Here is an 18256-nt window from a genome sequence, read left to right on the forward strand (position 1 = left end):
AAGGGGTAGAAGGGAATAATTAATAACCAATGACAAATGACAAACAATGATTTTATCGGGTTAGTAATTTCTTATGTATACGCAACTGGTCTACTCGTTATTGGCGAGGCGCTACGCAGGCTGTTTGGTGTCAAGCCAGATTTGACTCGCAAGATAATCCATATTGGTGCGGGAATGTGGGTTTTCGGTGTCCTGTTGCTATTTAACCGCTGGGAAATCGGAATTATACCTTTTGCTACATTTATTGGACTCAACTACCTGTTCTACCGCTACCGAATCATTGGCGCAATGGATACTGAAGATAGTTCACCTGGCACAGTTTATTTCGCTATTTCGGTGACACTGCTATTTGGGTTACTCTGGCGACCAAATAGCCCACTAGATAACGCCCCAATTGCTGTAGCTGGGATAATGGCAATGACTTGGGGGGATGCACTCGCAGCACTAATTGGTAGGCGCTTCGGGGAACATAAATACCAAGTGGGAAATTCTATACGTTCCTGGGAAGGTTCAGCAGTAATGTTTGTGGCAAGTACAGCAGTGATTCTTTTGGTGCTGCTACTACTTCCTGGTTCTTCTCTTTGCCCTCTAGCAAAGTCTTTAAGCTTGGGACATGCTATATTGACGGCGATCGCAACTGCTACTTTTGCAACCCTAGTTGAAGCAGTCTCACCCCACGGCACGGATAACCTCAGCGTACCATTAGTAGCTGCGGGGGTCATCTGGATAGTAATGCAGGTGTAACCAATAATTATTAATTAATAATTATTGGTTACACCTAACTCAAAGCTGATTTTGGCGACAAATTCCAAATGCGGAAGTATAAGCGTGTAAAAAAGTTCTGCCACCAACAGGGCCGATTTCACCGCCACAGAAAAAGCCGCCCACAGGAATATCGTTGAGGTAGCGCCGAAATAGTTCCGAATCGAAATTGGGTTTACCATAAAGTCCTTCACCTCGCCCCAAACAGGAAAACATCAAGGCGGCTACGGCGGAGGGTTCAGAGTTTCGTTGGTCTTGATAACTTTGGAGGAGTAATTCTAGGTCTTCGGCGGAGGCTTGGGCATCACGTAGGTGGAATTGTAGCCTTTGACCGGGGCGGACACGATCGCCAATGGCGATCGCTCCAGCTGTAGGATCTACACCAAGAATACTGCGAATTAAAAAGTCTCCCTGTTGTAAAGCTAGCTTAAATTCATCCATTGCCACCCCCACAAACAAAGAATGCTGCGCTAAAGTTCGTTCGTGTTCGCTGAGACTAGCAATCAAATCTCGCAATACCACCAAAGGTACCTTCTCATCTAACTCTAGAATGATATTGCGATCGGCTTTTGTGACTTGGAATGGTTTGCCAATCGGTCTGCATCCTTGGGCTACAATGGTTTCCAAAACAATATTCCCAGTCAAAGCTATACCGAGAGTACCCTCACGATACAAGCGTTGACCCAAATCGCCGGAGTTATCTTTACAAAATAGGGCAACACGACCACCCATACCCCCCCCACTAGCCTCTCCCCCGACTATTACCGATCCTGGATAAGCAAAATCAAGCCCCTGCAACAAATCATTGATTCCAGAGGCGAAGGAACTAGAAAGCAAAATGAACTGGGGTATCGATGATGGTGGTACACCAACCAAATCAACCCAAGCATCTGGCGGACTGTCCAAATCGGGTAATTGTTCAGCAACAACATGAAATACTTGTACCTTCACCCCTGGAAGGTGGGCTAAAGTCAGACTGATTGCTGGTTCAGCCTCCAATTCTTCCGTTTCTCCGCTAACTGTTGTCCCAATCACACCTCCACCACTACAGCCAATTAGCACTGGAACAGAAAGTTTCTCAGCCAATAAGGGTAATAGTCGGGAATACTCACTCGTAAAAGCAGAAGAAATGAATACCAGCCCTAAATCCGCAGGTGCTGTTAACGACGAGACAGCTCGTTGTACCACATCTGCAACTGCTGCTTCCAATGAATGATGGGTTGATAGGGCGTTTGTCCACTGCATTTGGTCTGCCATGAGTTTTGGGCTTCTTTTTCTTTTTAGGGTAGTAGTTTTTGATTTTTCATTTTGAGAAGAATTGCATCCTACAAAAGTTGACCCCAGTCCTTTGTATTCCCTATCGCCGGAACCTGGGATTCTCGTTCCCTCATACATGCATCTAAATATATTGTATGATTATCTATCTGTAGTACTGATTCAATAAAATCTTAAAAAATAAAGGTGAATGCATTATATGTGTGGCAGTTTGCTGTATTGATTATTAAATCAATAGGCTCCAACGCTAACTCAACTGTTAAGTAGTTAGAATGGTTAGTAATAAAGCCAAAAATTGCCATTTTTGAAGTTTTTCTATACTGGTACTAACAACACATAACGAGACTAAAACAATGACCAACATCCAAGAAACAGCAAAGAGCGACATCCAAGAAAAAATTCAAGAAGAAGTGGAGCAAGCCCGTACTGTCTGTGATGTCAACGGTAGCAACTCACCAGAGTGTGCTGCTGCTTGGGATGCAGTAGAAGAACTGCAAGCAGAAGCTTCCCACAAACGCCAAAGCAAGCCAAAAAACTCTTTAGAACAGTATTGTGATGATAACCCAGATGCAATTGAATGTCGGGTTTACGACGACTAGAAATTGAGGTAAGAGAATTTTCTGTTTGTTTGGTCAGCAAGTAACCAGGATCTATGTTACTGATATCTTGCACCTTCATATAACTCCTGACTAAAATCCCACTCTCACCCTTTGATGATATTTCTCAAGGGGTGGGGAGTTGGTGAAATATCTAGGGTTAGAGATGCCTATAGGTAAAAATTTGAGAGTTTTTCGGCTGGGAAGTAAACCTTTACACCCCAAAAATTTGGGGTTTTGTCCAAGATTGGCAAACATATAGCCCTTGGGTAGATTTTGCAAATTTCCTTGATGCTATTACCTATAGGTAGGTGCAAAATCAAAATTTAAGATCTTTGAGTTGCTTGTTTTTTAGCATATGTAGAGATTTATGAAAAGTAAATTAAATAACCTAAATAATTTCACCATGTAACACATATTATAAAAATCTTTGTCATAAATCAATTGGCTGTAAGATTGTATAGATGTATGCCCAATAAGGTTGGGTTAAGGCAAGTGACGCGATAAATTGCGTCTTTACGAGAATAATCAGTACTTTGTAGAGACAGCGATTTATCGCGTCTTTGCGATCCAGAATTTTTATCAAAAAACCTTATCCGAACTTTATTGGATGTATGCCCCTAAGTAAGTCGGCGAAAAGCATTCAATTTATATAAAAAAATATTAATTTCAAGTATCGGAGCCACTGCGTTGATTTGCTTCCTCTACGTTTAAGTGGGTTAACATGGCTGGAAATATTTAGTGGGAACTTGCTTCCAAACCCATTTATAGTAAAAAACGGCTCAATTAGACCTAAAAACCTTAAAATAAACCCAACATTAAGTGCTAATTATTGGATTAAACAAAGTTAAACCCAAGCCTATTGATTTATAGCGTATTTACGGGTAGGGGCACAACATATTGTGCCCCTACGATTATCTGTACCTCACGCCTGTTGCAATCTGCTGTATAGTATGAATTTCGTGAAATGCTAGAAGTGGAGGGGGAACTTGCTTGCAAAAAAAAGTCAGAGTGCTGTTTTGACACTGCCCACTGAACTTTGTGGTTTGATTAAACTGTTATGTAATATAGATAAGCTAGTAGCTAGCTACTAGCTTAGAGCTATGTCAAAGTTGATTTACTCTCTCGATTAGTTCTCACTTATGGATATTGCTTCTTGGTTAAAAATGGTGATAATTGACTACTCAGGAGTTAAAAGTCACAATCTTTAAAGAGTTTAGTATGCTTGGTATACTTATTCATCAAATATTCTGATGATTCTCGAATTATTCAGACTGATGTATTCTGACTTCTGAATTCTGGCTAAAATGTTTTATTTATCATTTGCAAAAAACTATGGATTTTAATGTTTGGTTTCGCCCTTTCGTCTGGATTGATTACCGTCTGGCAGTATTATTTATGGTAATTATTCCGCTAATTCTTTTGATTTGGGCATTTGTGCAAAAGGCGGAAGGTATACAACGTTTGTTAAGTATATACTGGCGAGTATCAAGCCTGTTGGCAATCACTATTTATCTCATGATCGCTCAGTATCCAGTCAGCTTTATTTCTGGATTAATGGCTCGGATTTTGATTCCGATTTCGCTATGGTTTTGGGTAGATCTCAACGATGAAATTGAGTATCAAACCAGTGGAGCTTTAAAGTTCATTTTTACATCTTGGCGCTGGGCTACAAGTGTTTATTGTCTTTTAGGCGCAATAGCTTCTATGCTTTTTTTAGGTTGTGCTTTTTCTCCCAATGTGCTGAAGACATCTTATTGTCGTGTTTGGTTTGAGGTTCCATTACAATTCAAAGAATATTTCCATGCTAATAGCAAACCTGAGTTTTTAGGTTTTCTGGGCATAACTTGTTTAGTAATTTATGTGCTTTATTTAAGCTACTTTGTCCTAATTAAACTAGGCAAGCAAGGACGCTCAGCCACACCTCAGTAATCATTGTTGTGCTGCAATTCAAAATTGAAAATTTCAAATTCAAAAAATGGATGCCATTGGCAAGCGACTGGAACAATACACAGCTAAACGCCCCCACGAAGTCTTACTTGTAACTGTAAAAATTGACGATGAGCAAGATATAATCGCTATTTTCAAAGGCTTTTCTAGTTCTTTGATGCGCCCTACAGCATTTGATGCAGATGTACCCGTTCTACCAGATGGGGCAATTATCCTGGATATTGACCGAGTAGCTAGTCCTTACAATCCGGAAGCACCTCGTTATATTCAACAACGACTTTCTTGGGAAGCTATGGAAGTCCTATTATTAGAAGTAGGTGTTTAACTAATTTATAATTAGTTATTTTGGTGTAATTAACTAAGCAGTAGTCAGCAGCATAACACTGTCTTGGAGCCGACTGACCAAGAGTGATCTGTGAAAGTCAAAGAAAGGTTATCTACTTTTTTATGAATTACCACGACATGATTACGATTGAACCTGGAAAACGCAGTGGTAAAGGCTGTATTGGGGGAATGCGAATCACTGTTTATGATATTTTAGAGTATCTTGCTGGTGAAATGACTGAAGCAGAAATCCTAGGGGATTTTTCTGAATTAACTTCCGAAGACATCAAAGCCTGTTTAGCTTTTGCTGCTGATAATTTTTTGGGAAGCATTAAAAAATGTCCCGTTCTGGATACACACTCCCGGTATTTGCCTGTGCTGCTGCTGTTGCAGCTTTACACTGGTTACACGATCGCCAACCCCTAACTTTAGCATCTGTAGATCTAATTGAACCCAGCCAAATCGCCGAAATCCCCATTGAACAGGTAGCTGGACTATCTGAAAATATGGCTTTGGCGATCGCTCGCAGCGATCCTGGTGATAATCTTGATTTGACTAAAAACACACCAATTTGGGCAATGGTGGAATGGCGAGAAGCGGGGGAAGCAGTAATTATTAAAGGTGGGGAAGGTATTGGCAAACAGATGAATGCTGGTGACAAGCCGGCTATTTATGCCTATGCCCAAAGGCTGTTGCAAGAGAATTTGCAAGGAATGTTGGCACCAGGGGAAAAAATCACGGTGACGATTATTCTACCTGAAGGGCGATCGCTTGCTGTGAGAACTTCCAATTCTGCCTTTGGTGTGGTTGAAGGACTTTCTCTTTTAGGCACAACCGGCATTTCTCAACCCTTAAGTACACCAGATCAGCTTGCGGTTTTTCGGGCGGAATTACAAAATAAAGCCAGTCGTTTTGAGAGTTTAGTATTCTGTATCGGCGAGAATGGCCTAGATTTGGCGCGTAAACTAGGGATTAATCCCGAACAATTGCTGAAAACTGCTAACTGGCTTGGCCCAATGTTAGTAGAAGCTGATGTGCTAGGCGTGAAAGAAATCTTATTATTTGGCTATCACGGTAAGTTGATAAAGCTGGCTGGAGGGATTTTTCACACCCATCACTACTTGGCTGATGGACGGCGGGAAATTTTGGCAGCACACTGTGCGATCGCTGGTTTAAAATCACCAGATATTCAAGTTGTGTTTAATAGTGCGACTGCGGAAGCTGCACTCACATACCTAAAATCCCTAGACGCTTCTACAGGTAGTGATTGGGTAAACCAAGTTTACAGTGCGATCGCCGAAACTATCGATATTCGTTCCCAAGAATACATCCAAAGCCATAGCGAAAGCCGCACAGCAGTTACAGTTTGTGGCTCGATTCTCTTCGATCGCGATCGCAAAATTATCATGAAGAGTAAAACTGCTGGTCTGCTGATGGGAAAATTATGTTAACTTATTATGAATAATCGTAAATAATTCACACAAATAATCTTTTAAGTACTCACTTTCGGGTAAGTTTATCGTTCTAATACCATCTCCGAGTCAGAGAATAGACAATCGCACATAAAGTTGCGTTTGTCAAGGCTCTTTGTACCATTATCAGGCTGCCCAGGCTGAATAATAGCATCAGCTATAGATTGCATAGCATCAATTTATCCTTCACAGGCATAATTCCCGTCATGAATACAGCGGTGACTCTACCAACAGAACAAGCCCCCCAAACATTAGAAAATTTTGGGCGGCTGAATCGCCAATTGATTGTGATTCTGGACTTTGGCTCTCAATATTCTGAGCTGATTGCCCGTCGCATCCGCGAGACTCAAGTATACTCTGAAGTTTTGTCTTATCGCACTACTTCTGCACATTTGCGCCAACTCAATCCCAAAGGAATTATTCTTTCCGGTGGTCCGAGTTCGGTTTATGGTGATAAGGCTCCTCATTGTGACCCAGAAATCTGGAATTTGGGAATACCCATTTTGGGTGTTTGCTATGGGATGCAGCTGATGGTGAATCAACTCGGTGGGGAAGTGGCCAAGGCTGACCGAGGCGAATATGGTAAAGCATCATTATATATAGATGATCCCACAGATTTGCTCACAAATGTCGAAGATGGCACTACGATGTGGATGAGTCATGGAGACTCAGTTACCCAAATGCCACCAGGGTTTGAATTACTAGCACATACAGAAAATACCCCTTGTGCAGCGATCGCTGACCACGAAAAGAAACTTTACGGTGTGCAGTTTCATCCAGAGGTGGTGCATTCTCTTGGTGGTATAGCATTAATTCGGAATTTTGTCTATCACATCTGTGATTGCGAACCCACCTGGACAACAGCAGCTTTTGTAGAAGACGCAATTCGGGAAATTCGCGCCAGAGTTGGTGAAAAGCGGGTGCTGTTAGCGCTGTCTGGAGGTGTGGATTCTTCTACTTTGGCTTTCTTATTGTATAAAGCTATTGGCGAGCAACTAACTTGTGTATTTATCGACCAAGGCTTTATGCGAAAGTATGAGCCAGAGCGATTGGTCAAGTTATTCCAAGAACAATTTCATATTCCCGTAGAATATGTAAATGCTCGCGATCGCTTTTTAGCTGCGATCGCTGATATCACAGATCCCGAAGAAAAACGTCGCCGCATCGGACACGAATTTATCAGCGTCTTTGAAGAGACATCCAAACGCCTCGGTCATTTTGATTATCTAGCTCAAGGTACTCTTTATCCAGATGTCATCGAATCTGCCGATACCAACGTCGATCCTCAAACTGGTGAACGGGTAGCGGTAAAAATTAAGAGTCATCATAATGTGGGTGGTTTACCCAAAGACCTAAGATTTAAATTGGTGGAACCACTGCGGAAACTATTTAAAGATGAAGTTCGCAAAGTTGGACGTTCCATTGGTTTACCAGAAGAAATTGTCCAACGCCAACCTTTCCCCGGTCCTGGTTTGGCAATTCGCATTCTCGGTGAAGTCACCGCCGAACGGTTAAATATTTTGCGCGATGCTGATTTAATTGTGCGCCAAGAAATTAACCAACGCGGTATGTACCACGATTTTTGGCAAGCGTTTGCTGTGTTACTCCCAATTCGCAGTGTCGGTGTGATGGGGGATCAACGAACCTACGCTTACCCGATAGTTTTGCGGATTGTCACTAGTGAAGATGGCATGACTGCTGATTGGGCGCGAGTGCCTTATGATGTGCTGGAAGTGATTTCTACTCGCATTGTAAATGAGGTCAAAGGAGTGAATCGGGTGGTTTATGACATTACTTCCAAGCCACCTGGAACTATCGAGTGGGAATAATTTAGTTAGGGAACTCCAAGAAATAAATTATCCCGCTTGAAGTTGTTGACTGTTGACTGTTGACTGTTGACTGTGAACGGTGGGATGTTTTTTTGATTTGCAAGTCCCTTAAGAGAGCTCTTACATAAATCATAAAATTTGAAGCCCACCCCGCCAAAGCTACGCTTTATCTCCCTTACCCTCTAGTTAGTAAAGCTATGGTGTACGGACAATTCTCTTAATCGGCATCTTTGTTGCATGGACTGGCACCTTTGTTGCATGGACTGGCACCTTTGTTGCATGGACTGGCACCTTTGTTGCATGGACTGGCACCTTTGTTGCATCGACTGGCATCTTTGTTGCATCGACTGGCATCTTTGTTGCATCAACCTGCATCTTTGTTGCATCGACCTGCAAAAATTAATCTCCCCTACGTTACACGGCAATTTTAAAAGACTTATGCGTACACAGTAGCCTTAGTAAGGGGAGGGGATTAACAGGTGGGTGTTAGAAACTATTTGGAAGATATCTAAAGCCTATTACTTCGTGGGGACGCAAGATTTTGCGCCCCTTTGTAATTATCACCGCATTGCAGACACTCCCATAGGGCCGCGAGTTACGCCTAATTGATTTTGCAACTTCAACTCGCGCCAGAGTTGAGAACCTGTAATCTCACCTTGCAATAATTGACTATAGCAATGTATTGTTTTACTCACTTGCTCTGGGGTTTCATTAACAAACTCAATGCGTAAGTGACGTAATCCCAGTTCAATGAGGCGTTGTACGTACTCGGCTCCTGTTTGAGCAGTGCCGTTAAATACAGTATTGCGACAGCCTATATCTGCTTTTAGAACGTGTTCGCTACCAACGCGGTCTTTTAATTTCACTTCATGCTTCTCGCAAGGTCGTCCACAGTTGGTATAGTCTGTTCCTGTAGATAGAAAAGCACAAAATACGCAGTGTTCCATGTGAAACATCGGCATATGTTGATGGATTGTCACCTCAAACCACTGGGGTGGACAACTAGTAAGCAGGTCTTGTAGTTGGGTAATATTCAGGTCATAGGATGCCGTCAGCCGTTCTAAACCAAAGCGTTGCTGAAAATAGTCTGCTGTCAGCGGGTTGGCAACATTGAGCGAAAAATCTCCAATACAACGGTCTGCCGCAAAAAATTGCAGTTGGTCATAGTTCCGTACCAGATAGCCATCTGCTTTAGAGGCACGTACTTGTTGCAAAATCCAGTTTTCCCCAGGTTTGGTAATTCGCGGTGGTGTAACCCAGATGGTGGGGAGATGGGGAGGATGAGGGAGATGAGGGAGATGAGGGGAAATTTTTCCATTGTCTCCGTTATCTTTTTGTTTGTGTTGGCGTACCAACTGTACAGCTTCTCGATAGGCGCGGGGATCTTCAAATTCACAGTACAGTGTTTGAACCCCAGCTTTAAGGGCGGCTTGGAGTTGCTTGAGATTTCGCACCAAAACGATGAGTGAAGGAGATGAAGAAGATCCCGCGTCTCCGTGTCCCCGCGTCCCCATGTCCTCTTCTTTGGGAGATGAGGGGAGTAACTCTTGGAAAGAGACATGAGAACGTAATTCCCAGCGTTTGGGTTGACTTCGCAATTCTTCCAACTGCACCACGATATCCCGGCGCATTCGGTTTAACTCACTTACGGGTAGCATAATAGCACCGCTGAGATGGTTGGTTAGCTCTCCCAAACAAAAAGGTGTGTTACCAAGACGACCGAACTGTTCTTCTAAACGATCTGTATTTAGAGGTTTGGTGTGCGCTTCAACCAGAGAAATTGCAGACTCCACTTGGACAATATTACCGAATCGATCGCGGGCGATCGCAATTAATGGTTGACCAACTTCTCCATAAAGCTCAAAGTCAATCGGACGCTGAAATTGGGGGTTCTCGCCGGCAAAACTCTGACGCAGTTGCTTATCTAATTCTGGATCGCTGGTTTTCCAAATGCGATCGCCTACATGCACTCGGCGCAAGTTCAAGTCATTTCGACCAAAGGTCAGCACAGTTTCTTTGCCTTTGGACACCACCCCATAAACCCGTCCACCTTCTTCCTTGGCCTCTGGATGACCGCAGTCAAATACAATTCCATCTCCTGGCTTGACAGGCGCTTCCAGTTTGATTATCACTTGTTCGTTGTGGATGCGGGTAACTTCACCTAAATAAACTCCGCGCTTTTTACCAAAACGGGCATGAACCAATTCCTGATTATTAATCCCATCAAACCAACCCGTGTAGAGTCCGCGAGAAAATGCCATCTCTAAGTTGTAGTGTTCCTGGTTTGATTGACCTCTCCCCCAGTCCCTCTCCGAAGCAGAGAGGGGAGCTTTTATTCCCCCTTCCCTTGTAGGAAAGGAGGTTAGGGGGTTAGGTCTTTCCAATTCCTCCATCACCCGATCCAGGGCTTGCCGATAAACACGGGTAACATTAGCAACATACTCTGGGGCTTTCAAGCGACCTTCAATTTTGAGACAAGTTACTCCTGATTTGACCAAATCTGGCAGAACATCTAACCCTGCGAGGTCTTGAGGACTAAGTAAGTATTTGCGATCGCCTAAATCGACAATTTCCTTATCAGCGATTAAATCATAAGGCATCCGACAAGCTTGGGCACATTCACCTCGGTTAGCAGAACGTCCGCCTAAAGCCTCGCTAGTCAAACACTGACCGGAATACGCCACACACAAAGCACCGTGAACAAAGACTTCCAAGGGCAGCGAAGTTTCTTGTAGGGCAATCTGCTGCTGTATTTTATTGATTTCCTTCAGAGAACATTCACGCGCCAAGACTACTAATTGACAACCGAGGGACTTGGCAAATTCCACCCCAGCAGCACTGGTGATGGTCATTTGGGTGGAAGCATGTATAGGAAAATCAGGGGAGAGGTGACGGATGAGACGACATAAACCCACATCCTGAACAATCACCGCATCCACACCTGCGGCAATAATTGTGCGGAGATATTGCTGTGCTTCTGCTAATTCTTTAGGAAATATAAGTGTGTTGACGGTTACATAACCCTTTACGCCCCGACGATGGAGAAATGTCATCAATTGGGGTAAGTCTGCCTCAGTAAAATTTTGTGCCCGCATTCTGGCGTTGAAGCGATCCAAACCGAAGTAAATCGCATCTGCCCCATTTTCTACAGCAGCTTTAGCACATTCCCAGTTACCTGCCGGTGCGAGTAGTTCAGGACGTTGAAGAGAAGGAGGGGAAAAAGGGCGTAGGCGTAGCCCATCGGAGATATCGCTTTTCATCAGATTTGGGGTTAAGTAGCACCATAGTGATTTTATCTAAGTTGATGGGGAAAGGGGGGAAGGGGCGATCGCTATCTCCACACTAGTGTTTTAATTCACCTGGAGGTGAAGAAAAAATGATCTCGCTGACAACTATTGTGTGTACATTGTCCACTAATATTAGCTATACTGTAATTACCAGACTCACCTAAAAGTGGGAATTAACCATGTCAGAAACATCATCAGCAAAAGATTGCCGTATTGATTTACGAGTAACTCAAGAACAAAAAGAACTATTAGAATCTGCTGCTAGTCTCAAAGGAATTTCTTTGAGTGCTTATACACTTTTTCATGTTTTGCCAGCAGCCAAACAAGATATAGATGCCAATGAAAGGCTAATACTGTCTAATCGTGATAGAGATTTGTTTATGTCAGTCATGGAAAACCCACCAGAACTGAAAGGAAAACTAAAATCTGCTATTCACAAATATAGAGATAAGTATGGCAAATAATAGGGAGGTAAGATGGAATTTTATACCAATTGATAAAAAATATCAAAGAGATGCTTTTGATTGTGGTTATACAATTTTGAATGATTATCTCAAGAAATACGCACGACAAAATCATCATAAAGGAATTGCTAAAACATTTATAGCAACTGCGGCATCAGGAAATTTAAAAATTGATGGTTATTATTCTGTTAGCGCAAGTGTTATTGAATATCAATCATTACCAGAATCTTATCAAAAAGGAATGCCTGCCTATCCAATTCCAGCGATACTGATTGGGAGATTAGCTGTAGATAATTCAGTTAAAGGACAAGGTTTGGGAGGCGAATTGTTAGTTGATGCTCTTTATCGTGCTGTTCGTGCTTCTCAAGAACTTGGAATATATGCTGTGAGAGTTGATGCTATTGATTTTCAGGCAAAGGAATTTTATCTCAAGTATGAATTTATTCCTTTTCAAGACAATGAACTCTCACTATTTCTGCCAATGGCAACCATAATTAGAGAATTTAGTTAACAGAGCTATACTCAATTATCCCTCTTCTGTCACTTTCCGGTTATTCTAAATAAAAGAATAAAAAAAGAAAACCCTGAAAGGTAAGTAGGGCAATGGATGTAGAATTACAAATTTTGAAACATTTGGCAAGAGATGCTCACCCAACAGTTGCGACCATAGATGAATATTGTGCAGAGTATAAAGACCTGTTTAAAGAAGTAAGAAATTATGAATGCTTCAAATATTTACATCTGGGAATAATGTCACAAATTAAAAGAAAATCATTACCAGAGATAGCGAAAGTCGTAAGTATAAACTCCGCACAGTCATTACATCATTTTTTAGCCAATTCAGACTGGTCAGTAGATAAATTAAAACAACTAAGATTAAATAAACTTAAAAAAGCACTAAATGGAAATGCGATTACAGTAGTAATAGATGAAACCGGAGATAGAAAAAAAGGTAAAAAGACTGATTATGTAGCCAGGCAATATCTAGGAAGTGTAGGAAAAGTCGATAATGGAATAGTTTCAGTCAATGCCTATGGAGTTTATTCTAATATAACGTTTCCATTAACTGTAAAAGTATTCAAACCCAAAGGAACGTTAAAAGAGGAGGATAAATATAAAACTAAAATAGAGTTAGCGTCAGACATCATTACAGAATTAATTGAATCAGGTTTTAACATTAAACTGGTACTGGCAGATAGTTTATATGGTGAAAGTAGCCAATTTATTAGAAAAGTAGCTGAATATAAATTAGATTATGTCGTAGCAATAAGAAGTAATCATGGAGTCTGGTTGCCAGCAGGACAAAGCGTTAGGGCTAATAAGTGGTGTAAATTTGAAAGAACATTTAGCAATCAAAAATCAGAAACCCGATACATTAGGGAAATAATTTATGGTAAAAAAAGAGCCATAACTTACTGGGAAATAACTACTGACCCAGAAACCATGCCAGAAAATTCTACAACATTTGTGATGACAAATCTTCAAGGAAAACTCAAAAAAACTTTAGGCGATTTATATGGATTAAGAACCTGGGTAGAATATGGATTTCGACAGTGTAAACAGGAACTCGGCTGGACAGATTATCGGTTCACAAATTTTCAACATATAGAAAGGTGGTGGGAAATTATTTTTTGTGTGTACACAATGATTAGTTTAAATTCTCCAGCCTTCTTAAGCTTAAATAAATCTCGTCAAATTGAAGCTGAGGTTCAAAAAAATAGTGATGTTGATTTTTCTAATCATCAACAATGGAACCATGAATGCGGATGGAAAAATACTCTAAATAATCTGCGTCTCATTGCCCAACCACTCTTACTATTTTGGTTAATTTATCCCTGGATACATATTTTCCCAAATTCTAAATTATTGCTGGGATTCAATCAATTAATTAGTGCAATGAATCAATTTAAAACCTGTTATGCTTCTGGATAATTTCACTTTGTTACTACTTGCTTATCTCGGAGAGTGACAGAAGAGGGTTATAGCAATCCTAATCCAAACGTGAGAAAATACTGAGATAAAAATCGTTATCTTATAGGCATTTGAGGCTTATTGAACTCTCACATATCATTTAGGATTGCTATAGTTAGTTAACAATATTTACCATTAATCTACCCAAAGCTATAAAATTTCAAGTTGCTTAAATCTTTTGCACAGGTAGGGCGATCGCTATTTTTTTCTACCCAATTCATCTGAGAATCATAAATCGTATAAAGTCTTAAACCAGGTTACGAATGCCTGTGCTTTTGGATGCTGTGGATTCAGAATTCTATACTTTATAGCTTGATGCAGTTGTCTTCCTGGCTCTTCTTGCCATGCTAGCCAAGTGTAAATTTTAGCTTTATCAAGATAAGAATCTTTGAATGATGCTCCTTTGTTTTTTGCTTCTTGTGCTACTTCCTGAGCATATTGCCAAATAGTTTGGCTTTCATGGTTAATCATATAAGCTAAAAAACTCTCTAGCATACCTCTCATTTGATTATCTGGCATAATCCAGATACCAAATTTAATTCCATTTTCTGTAACGTGGATAAGTCCTGTCTCTGATATTTCTTCAGGAATGTCAGGTATACTTGGCAAACAAGCATTTCTTATACTTATCCAACGTGCAGTTAAATCTTCATCTGCATCTATTATCACGCCTAAATGAGTTAGTCCTGATGCTTGTAATTCAGTCGATATAAGGTTTTTGTCAATATTTTCATAACCTCCACAATCTTGTATTGATACAATTGCTTCCCTTTTGTTATCACCCCAACGAATCCCGTTTTTTTCTATTAGTTCTGGTATAACTCGTAAATCTTCCTGTCCTTCTACTAACAGTTTTTTGGGTTCATAACCTTTTGCCATTACTAACGTACCTCAATTTCTCTTTCAGCAGCAATGACAATTTGAGGTTCAGTGAAGACTACACTTGTTTCTTTACCTTTTTCAATTCTGTGAATTCTAATACCATCCTCAGTTACATCTTCCTGCTCTGCAATACTGGCTAAACTTGTCCAACAATCACTATTGTGAGTAGTTGCGAAAACTTGCACATTTAATCTTTTGGCTGTTTCCCAAATCAGTTTCCACATATCAGACATCGCCGTAAAATGGAGTCCGGTATCAATCTCATCAACAAATAAGTATCCATCTTTAGCACACACTGTAGCTAGTGCAAGTCCTAAGATACGCCAAATACCATCACCCATGCTGCCAATTGGTACACGCTGATTGCTATCAGAAAGAAGTACAAAAAAACCGCCCCGCGAATCTAAGGAATACCTGGACTTTCGAGAACTAACTGGAGCAATCCGTTGAATTTTAGAATCTATTCTATGAAGTGCCTGCTCTACAAGTTTTTCTTCAGGCGTTAGTACTATCTGCTCAAATAGTTCAATCATCTTCTCAGTTTCTAGAGAAGATGATGTTATAAATTGTATTTTTGGTGCTGGGTTTTTACCATCTCGATGGAATGGTTGAATATAATCTAAATTCAAACTATTATTATTTGATAAGGGAAAGGTCAAAATTTCTGTTTTCTCTCCATGAGTCCACTTGATACCCAAATTAAGACCTTTTATGGAAAGTGAAGATTCATTTAAAATGCTAGATTCTTCATTTAATTGTTTACCCAACTTGCCCAAATCATCATCAATGTGAAAGTAACGCGCTCCTATACTAACAGTAATTGTCTCCTTATTTTCGTCATTCATCCCTGATACACAAAGGTTGCTATCTGGTTGAATTTCATGTCCATAAAAAAGATGACAAATATCAAGTTCACTATTTCTTCTTTGATGATCGTTCAAAAAATATTCACCTCGGTTAATCATAACCTCAGCAAGTGGTTCAAGATTAGTCCGTGAGCATAAAAGTTGAATAGCTTCCAGTATTGATGTTTTACCACTGTTGTTTTTACCAACAAGTAGGTTTACTCTACCAAGTTGCTGAAGCTCGAAAGATTTGAAACTACGGAAATTATCTATTTTTATCGTCTTCAACATAATTTTGCTAGCCGGAGACAACAAAGAGGTAATGACTGGTATTAGTATAAGCAGTCTTGATACTTTTCACTCTAGCAAAAAGAGCAACGCCCAGAAATTTTATCTAAGTTGATGGGCAAAAGGCGATCGCTATTATCTTTACCACTGAGGATTTGCCATAATTAATGCCTCTACCTCTGAGCTATTTAATGGAACAGAGAAAAAATGTCCTTGGGCATATTCACAGTTCAACTTTCTCAGAATTGCTAGTTGCTCTTTTGTCTCTACTCCTTCCGCGAGTACATCCACACCCAGCTTATGTGCCAATGCGACAATTATCTCAATAATTTCTAAATTCTTACTACTACCAACCATTGAACTGACAAAAGAACGGTCAATTTTCAACACACTAATGGGAAAGTTATAAAGACGACTTAATGAGGAGTAACCTGTACCAAAGTCATCTATTGATAATTCAATGCCCATCTTTTGAAGTTGTAAGAGTGTAGCAGTTGCGCGATCGCCATTTTCCACAATTACGCTTTCAGTAATTTCTAATACTAGATTGTTCGCATTCAAACCAGTCGAATCCAAAATTTTCTCTATCTGCTCAATCAAATCCGGCTGGGAAAATTGCTTCAAGGAGAGATTGACACTGATTTTTTCTAGCAAATTGGAACGATGCGACTTCCGCCAAGCTTGCATCTGGCGACAGGCTTCATACAACGCCCAGTTACCAATGGCGAAAATTAGTCCAGTTTCCTCTGCTAGAGAAATAAAATCTACTGGATTAAGCAAACCACGGTCTGGATGCTGCCAGCGCAACAGAGCTTCAAAGCCTAAAATAGAGCCACTAGTTAGGGAAACAATTGGTTGGTAATAAATCCGAAACTCATGGCGTTCAATTGCTCGACGCAAGTCCATTTCTAACTGCAATTTCGCCAGAGCATCAGCATACATATCTGAGTTGAATAGTTCGTAACGCGCTCTACCCAAGATCTTGGCTCGGTACATTGCCGTATCAGCATCCCTCAACATGTCTTCTGGATGTTCATAAGCTACTGTCGAACTCAAGGCGATGCCAATACTTGCTGTTGTGAAGATTTCTTGTCCATCAAGGTCAAAAGGTAACGTCAGTTCAGATTGAATCCGCTCAGCGACTTTGATCGCGTCTGACACATCTTGGATTCCTTCAATCAGGATTGTAAATTCATCTCCTCCAAGGCGTGCGGCTGTATCTATGGAGCGTACACATACTTCTAGCTTACTTGCAACAGCAAGCAGAAATTGGTCTCCTTTTAAGTGTCCAAGACTATCATTGATCGCCTTAAATCGATCTAGGTCGAGAAACAGTACAGCAAATAGATAATCGGAATGCCTTTTGGAATAATCGATCGCATGTCTTAGGCGGTTAATAAATGCAGCACGGTTTGGCAGACCCGTCAGGGCATCGTGAAATGCAAGGTGTAGTAGTTGCAACTCGATTCGTTTACGTTCTGTAATTTCAGCTAGCAATTTCTGGTTTGCTTTTACCAGTTCCGCTGTCCGCTCCGCTACTCGTATTTCTAACTCATCGTAAGCTCGGTGCAACATTTCTTGAGTTTGTTTGCGTTCGCTAATGTTGCACAACAACCAACGCCAGCCAATGTGTTTTCCTTCAAGGTCGTACACCCCAGATGCCTTGATACTAGCAGGAAAAGGTGTTCTTCCCTTTGGTTGTAAGGAAACTTCCCAGTTGAGTAACTGCTGTAAATTCTTGATTTGAGAGCTAAACAACTGGTGGTCTTCTTGAGCAATAAAGACAATTAATGGTTTACCTACTAGATACTTTTGGTGGACACCGAGTAAGATTGCTGCTGCATGGTTAGCCTCTTGGATTGTCCCTGCGGTATTAGTTACCAAGTAACCATCTGGAGCTAACTCAAATAAATCTTGGTAACGCTGGCGCTCTTTTTCTAGTGCGGCTTGTGTTACCTCTAATTCCTGGGAGACTATCAATAGTTCTTCCACTGTGGTGTGGAGCTCCTCGAAAGCTTCTGTTATTATTTTTTTTTGTGACTTTGGTTTAGTTGCACTGTGTGAAAGTAGTTCGTCTACTTGTGAGTGCAATTTTTTTATGTGTTGGCTAAACCCATCTACGTTCATGTGGCTCAATTCTGAAAACTATGAAGCGTAGCTGTGAAGCAAAAGGGCAAGATAAATAAATCCTATACCTTCCTTGAATCTCAGACCCTGTAGAATAGGAAAGTAGTATTTAATTTACAAGAGCAGACATATTGTAAATTAATAAGGACTACTTATTGTCTTGATTATTAAAAATAATTAATGA

At 40.8% G+C, this 18256-nt stretch carries 15 protein-coding genes and 1 pseudogene; 11 read left to right on the forward strand and 5 right to left on the reverse strand.

The genetic code is table 11. The features are described 5' to 3' along the window. Positions 1–36: 36 nt before the first annotated feature. Entirely contained in the window at positions 37–744 is a 708-nt protein-coding gene (locus ACFG4S_RS20495; protein WP_392530861.1) for a diacylglycerol/polyprenol kinase family protein, read from the forward strand. 39 nt (positions 745–783) lie between these two features. On the opposite strand, the gene ACFG4S_RS20500 is transcribed toward ACFG4S_RS20495, so the two are convergent. Beyond that, a complete protein-coding gene (locus ACFG4S_RS20500) occupies positions 784–2019 on the reverse strand; it encodes an FIST N-terminal domain-containing protein (RefSeq protein WP_392530862.1) in 1236 nt (411 codons plus the stop codon). 371 nt (positions 2020–2390) lie between these two features. Between ACFG4S_RS20500 and ACFG4S_RS20505 the strand changes: the two genes are divergently transcribed. The 7 genes and pseudogenes from ACFG4S_RS20505 (at position 2391) to ACFG4S_RS20535 (ending at position 8639) form a co-directional block, all read left to right on the forward strand. Further along, positions 2391–2636 carry a Calvin cycle protein CP12 gene (locus tag ACFG4S_RS20505; RefSeq protein ID WP_322651734.1) on the forward strand — a complete coding sequence of 82 codons (246 nt, stop codon included), beginning with the start codon at positions 2391–2393 and terminating at the stop codon, positions 2634–2636. A 1332-nt stretch (positions 2637–3968) separates the two neighbouring features. Further along, a complete protein-coding gene (locus ACFG4S_RS20510) occupies positions 3969–4565 on the forward strand; it encodes a DUF3177 family protein (RefSeq protein WP_392530863.1) in 597 nt (198 codons plus the stop codon). A 46-nt stretch (positions 4566–4611) separates the two neighbouring features. Beyond that, positions 4612–4908, forward strand: coding sequence for a hypothetical protein (locus tag ACFG4S_RS20515; RefSeq protein WP_392530864.1), 297 nt, complete (start codon positions 4612–4614; stop codon positions 4906–4908). A gap of 122 nt (positions 4909–5030) precedes the next feature. Beyond that, positions 5031–5222, forward strand: a pseudogene (locus tag ACFG4S_RS20520) (DUF433 domain-containing protein); the annotation flags it as partial. Between the two features lie 23 nt (positions 5223–5245). Beyond that, positions 5246–6358, forward strand: a complete 1113-nt coding sequence (cbiD, locus tag ACFG4S_RS20525; protein WP_392530865.1) for a cobalt-precorrin-5B (C(1))-methyltransferase CbiD — start codon at positions 5246–5248, stop codon at positions 6356–6358. Between the two features lie 227 nt (positions 6359–6585). Then, complete coding sequence (gene guaA / locus ACFG4S_RS20530; RefSeq protein WP_392530866.1) at positions 6586–8208, forward strand: glutamine-hydrolyzing GMP synthase; 1623 nt, start codon at positions 6586–6588, stop codon at positions 8206–8208. A 233-nt stretch (positions 8209–8441) separates the two neighbouring features. Continuing rightward, on the forward strand, positions 8442–8639 hold the full coding sequence (locus ACFG4S_RS20535) for a hypothetical protein (RefSeq protein WP_392530867.1): 198 nt from the start codon (positions 8442–8444) through the stop codon (positions 8637–8639). A gap of 129 nt (positions 8640–8768) precedes the next feature. On the opposite strand, the gene ACFG4S_RS20540 is transcribed toward ACFG4S_RS20535, so the two are convergent. Continuing rightward, positions 8769–11468 (reverse strand): DUF3656 domain-containing protein, encoded by a 2700-nt coding sequence (locus ACFG4S_RS20540; RefSeq protein WP_392530868.1) that lies wholly within the window; start codon positions 11466–11468, stop codon positions 8769–8771. A gap of 206 nt (positions 11469–11674) precedes the next feature. Between ACFG4S_RS20540 and ACFG4S_RS20545 the strand changes: the two genes are divergently transcribed. From ACFG4S_RS20545 to ACFG4S_RS20555, 3 genes are all read left to right on the forward strand, one after another. Further along, positions 11675–11959, forward strand: a complete 285-nt coding sequence (locus tag ACFG4S_RS20545) for a DUF1778 domain-containing protein (protein ID WP_392530869.1) — start codon at positions 11675–11677, stop codon at positions 11957–11959. After that, the gene (locus ACFG4S_RS20550; RefSeq protein ID WP_392530870.1) at positions 11949–12470 is read left to right on the forward strand and encodes a GNAT family N-acetyltransferase; all 522 of its coding nucleotides are present in this window, start codon (positions 11949–11951) and stop codon (positions 12468–12470) included. The genes ACFG4S_RS20545 and ACFG4S_RS20550 overlap by 11 nt, the downstream gene beginning before the upstream one ends. Before the next feature lie 92 nt (positions 12471–12562). Then, a complete protein-coding gene (locus ACFG4S_RS20555) occupies positions 12563–13891 on the forward strand; it encodes an IS701 family transposase (RefSeq protein WP_392530294.1) in 1329 nt (442 codons plus the stop codon). 267 nt (positions 13892–14158) lie between these two features. Here the strand turns inward: ACFG4S_RS20555 and ACFG4S_RS20560 are convergent, their stop codons facing one another. From ACFG4S_RS20560 to ACFG4S_RS20570, 3 genes are all read right to left on the reverse strand, one after another. Continuing rightward, on the reverse strand, positions 14159–14809 hold the full coding sequence (locus tag ACFG4S_RS20560; protein WP_392530871.1) for a DUF3226 domain-containing protein: 651 nt from the start codon (positions 14807–14809) through the stop codon (positions 14159–14161). Positions 14810–14811: 2 nt separating this feature from the next. Next, the gene (locus ACFG4S_RS20565; protein ID WP_392530872.1) at positions 14812–15948 is read right to left on the reverse strand and encodes an ATP/GTP-binding protein; all 1137 of its coding nucleotides are present in this window, start codon (positions 15946–15948) and stop codon (positions 14812–14814) included. Positions 15949–16086: 138 nt separating this feature from the next. Then, the gene (locus ACFG4S_RS20570) at positions 16087–18072 is read right to left on the reverse strand and encodes an EAL domain-containing protein (RefSeq protein WP_392530873.1); all 1986 of its coding nucleotides are present in this window, start codon (positions 18070–18072) and stop codon (positions 16087–16089) included. Positions 18073–18256: the final 184 nt, after the last annotated feature.

It is taken from the genome of Nostoc sp. C117 (genome assembly GCF_043099735.1).
GTDB lineage: Bacteria > Cyanobacteriota > Cyanobacteriia > Cyanobacteriales > Nostocaceae > Nostoc.

What these genes read in the sequence shown, in the direction of transcription:
- ACFG4S_RS20495 (WP_392530861.1), top strand. Translation starts at nt 37, where the DNA reads ATGACAAACAATGATTTTATCGGGTTAGTAATTTCTTATGTATACGCA.
- ACFG4S_RS20500 (WP_392530862.1), bottom strand. Translation starts at nt 2,019, where the DNA reads ATGGCAGACCAAATGCAGTGGACAAACGCCCTATCAACCCATCATTCA.
- ACFG4S_RS20505 (WP_322651734.1), top strand. Translation starts at nt 2,391, where the DNA reads ATGACCAACATCCAAGAAACAGCAAAGAGCGACATCCAAGAAAAAATT.
- ACFG4S_RS20510 (WP_392530863.1), top strand. Translation starts at nt 3,969, where the DNA reads ATGGATTTTAATGTTTGGTTTCGCCCTTTCGTCTGGATTGATTACCGT.
- ACFG4S_RS20515 (WP_392530864.1), top strand. Translation starts at nt 4,612, where the DNA reads ATGGATGCCATTGGCAAGCGACTGGAACAATACACAGCTAAACGCCCC.
- cbiD (WP_392530865.1), top strand. Translation starts at nt 5,246, where the DNA reads ATGTCCCGTTCTGGATACACACTCCCGGTATTTGCCTGTGCTGCTGCT.
- guaA (WP_392530866.1), top strand. Translation starts at nt 6,586, where the DNA reads ATGAATACAGCGGTGACTCTACCAACAGAACAAGCCCCCCAAACATTA.
- ACFG4S_RS20540 (WP_392530868.1), bottom strand. Translation starts at nt 11,468, where the DNA reads ATGAAAAGCGATATCTCCGATGGGCTACGCCTACGCCCTTTTTCCCCT.
- ACFG4S_RS20545 (WP_392530869.1), top strand. Translation starts at nt 11,675, where the DNA reads ATGTCAGAAACATCATCAGCAAAAGATTGCCGTATTGATTTACGAGTA.
- ACFG4S_RS20550 (WP_392530870.1), top strand. Translation starts at nt 11,949, where the DNA reads ATGGCAAATAATAGGGAGGTAAGATGGAATTTTATACCAATTGATAAA.
- ACFG4S_RS20555 (WP_392530294.1), top strand. Translation starts at nt 12,563, where the DNA reads ATGGATGTAGAATTACAAATTTTGAAACATTTGGCAAGAGATGCTCAC.
- ACFG4S_RS20560 (WP_392530871.1), bottom strand. Translation starts at nt 14,809, where the DNA reads ATGGCAAAAGGTTATGAACCCAAAAAACTGTTAGTAGAAGGACAGGAA.
- ACFG4S_RS20565 (WP_392530872.1), bottom strand. Translation starts at nt 15,948, where the DNA reads ATGTTGAAGACGATAAAAATAGATAATTTCCGTAGTTTCAAATCTTTC.
- ACFG4S_RS20570 (WP_392530873.1), bottom strand. Translation starts at nt 18,072, where the DNA reads ATGAACGTAGATGGGTTTAGCCAACACATAAAAAAATTGCACTCACAA.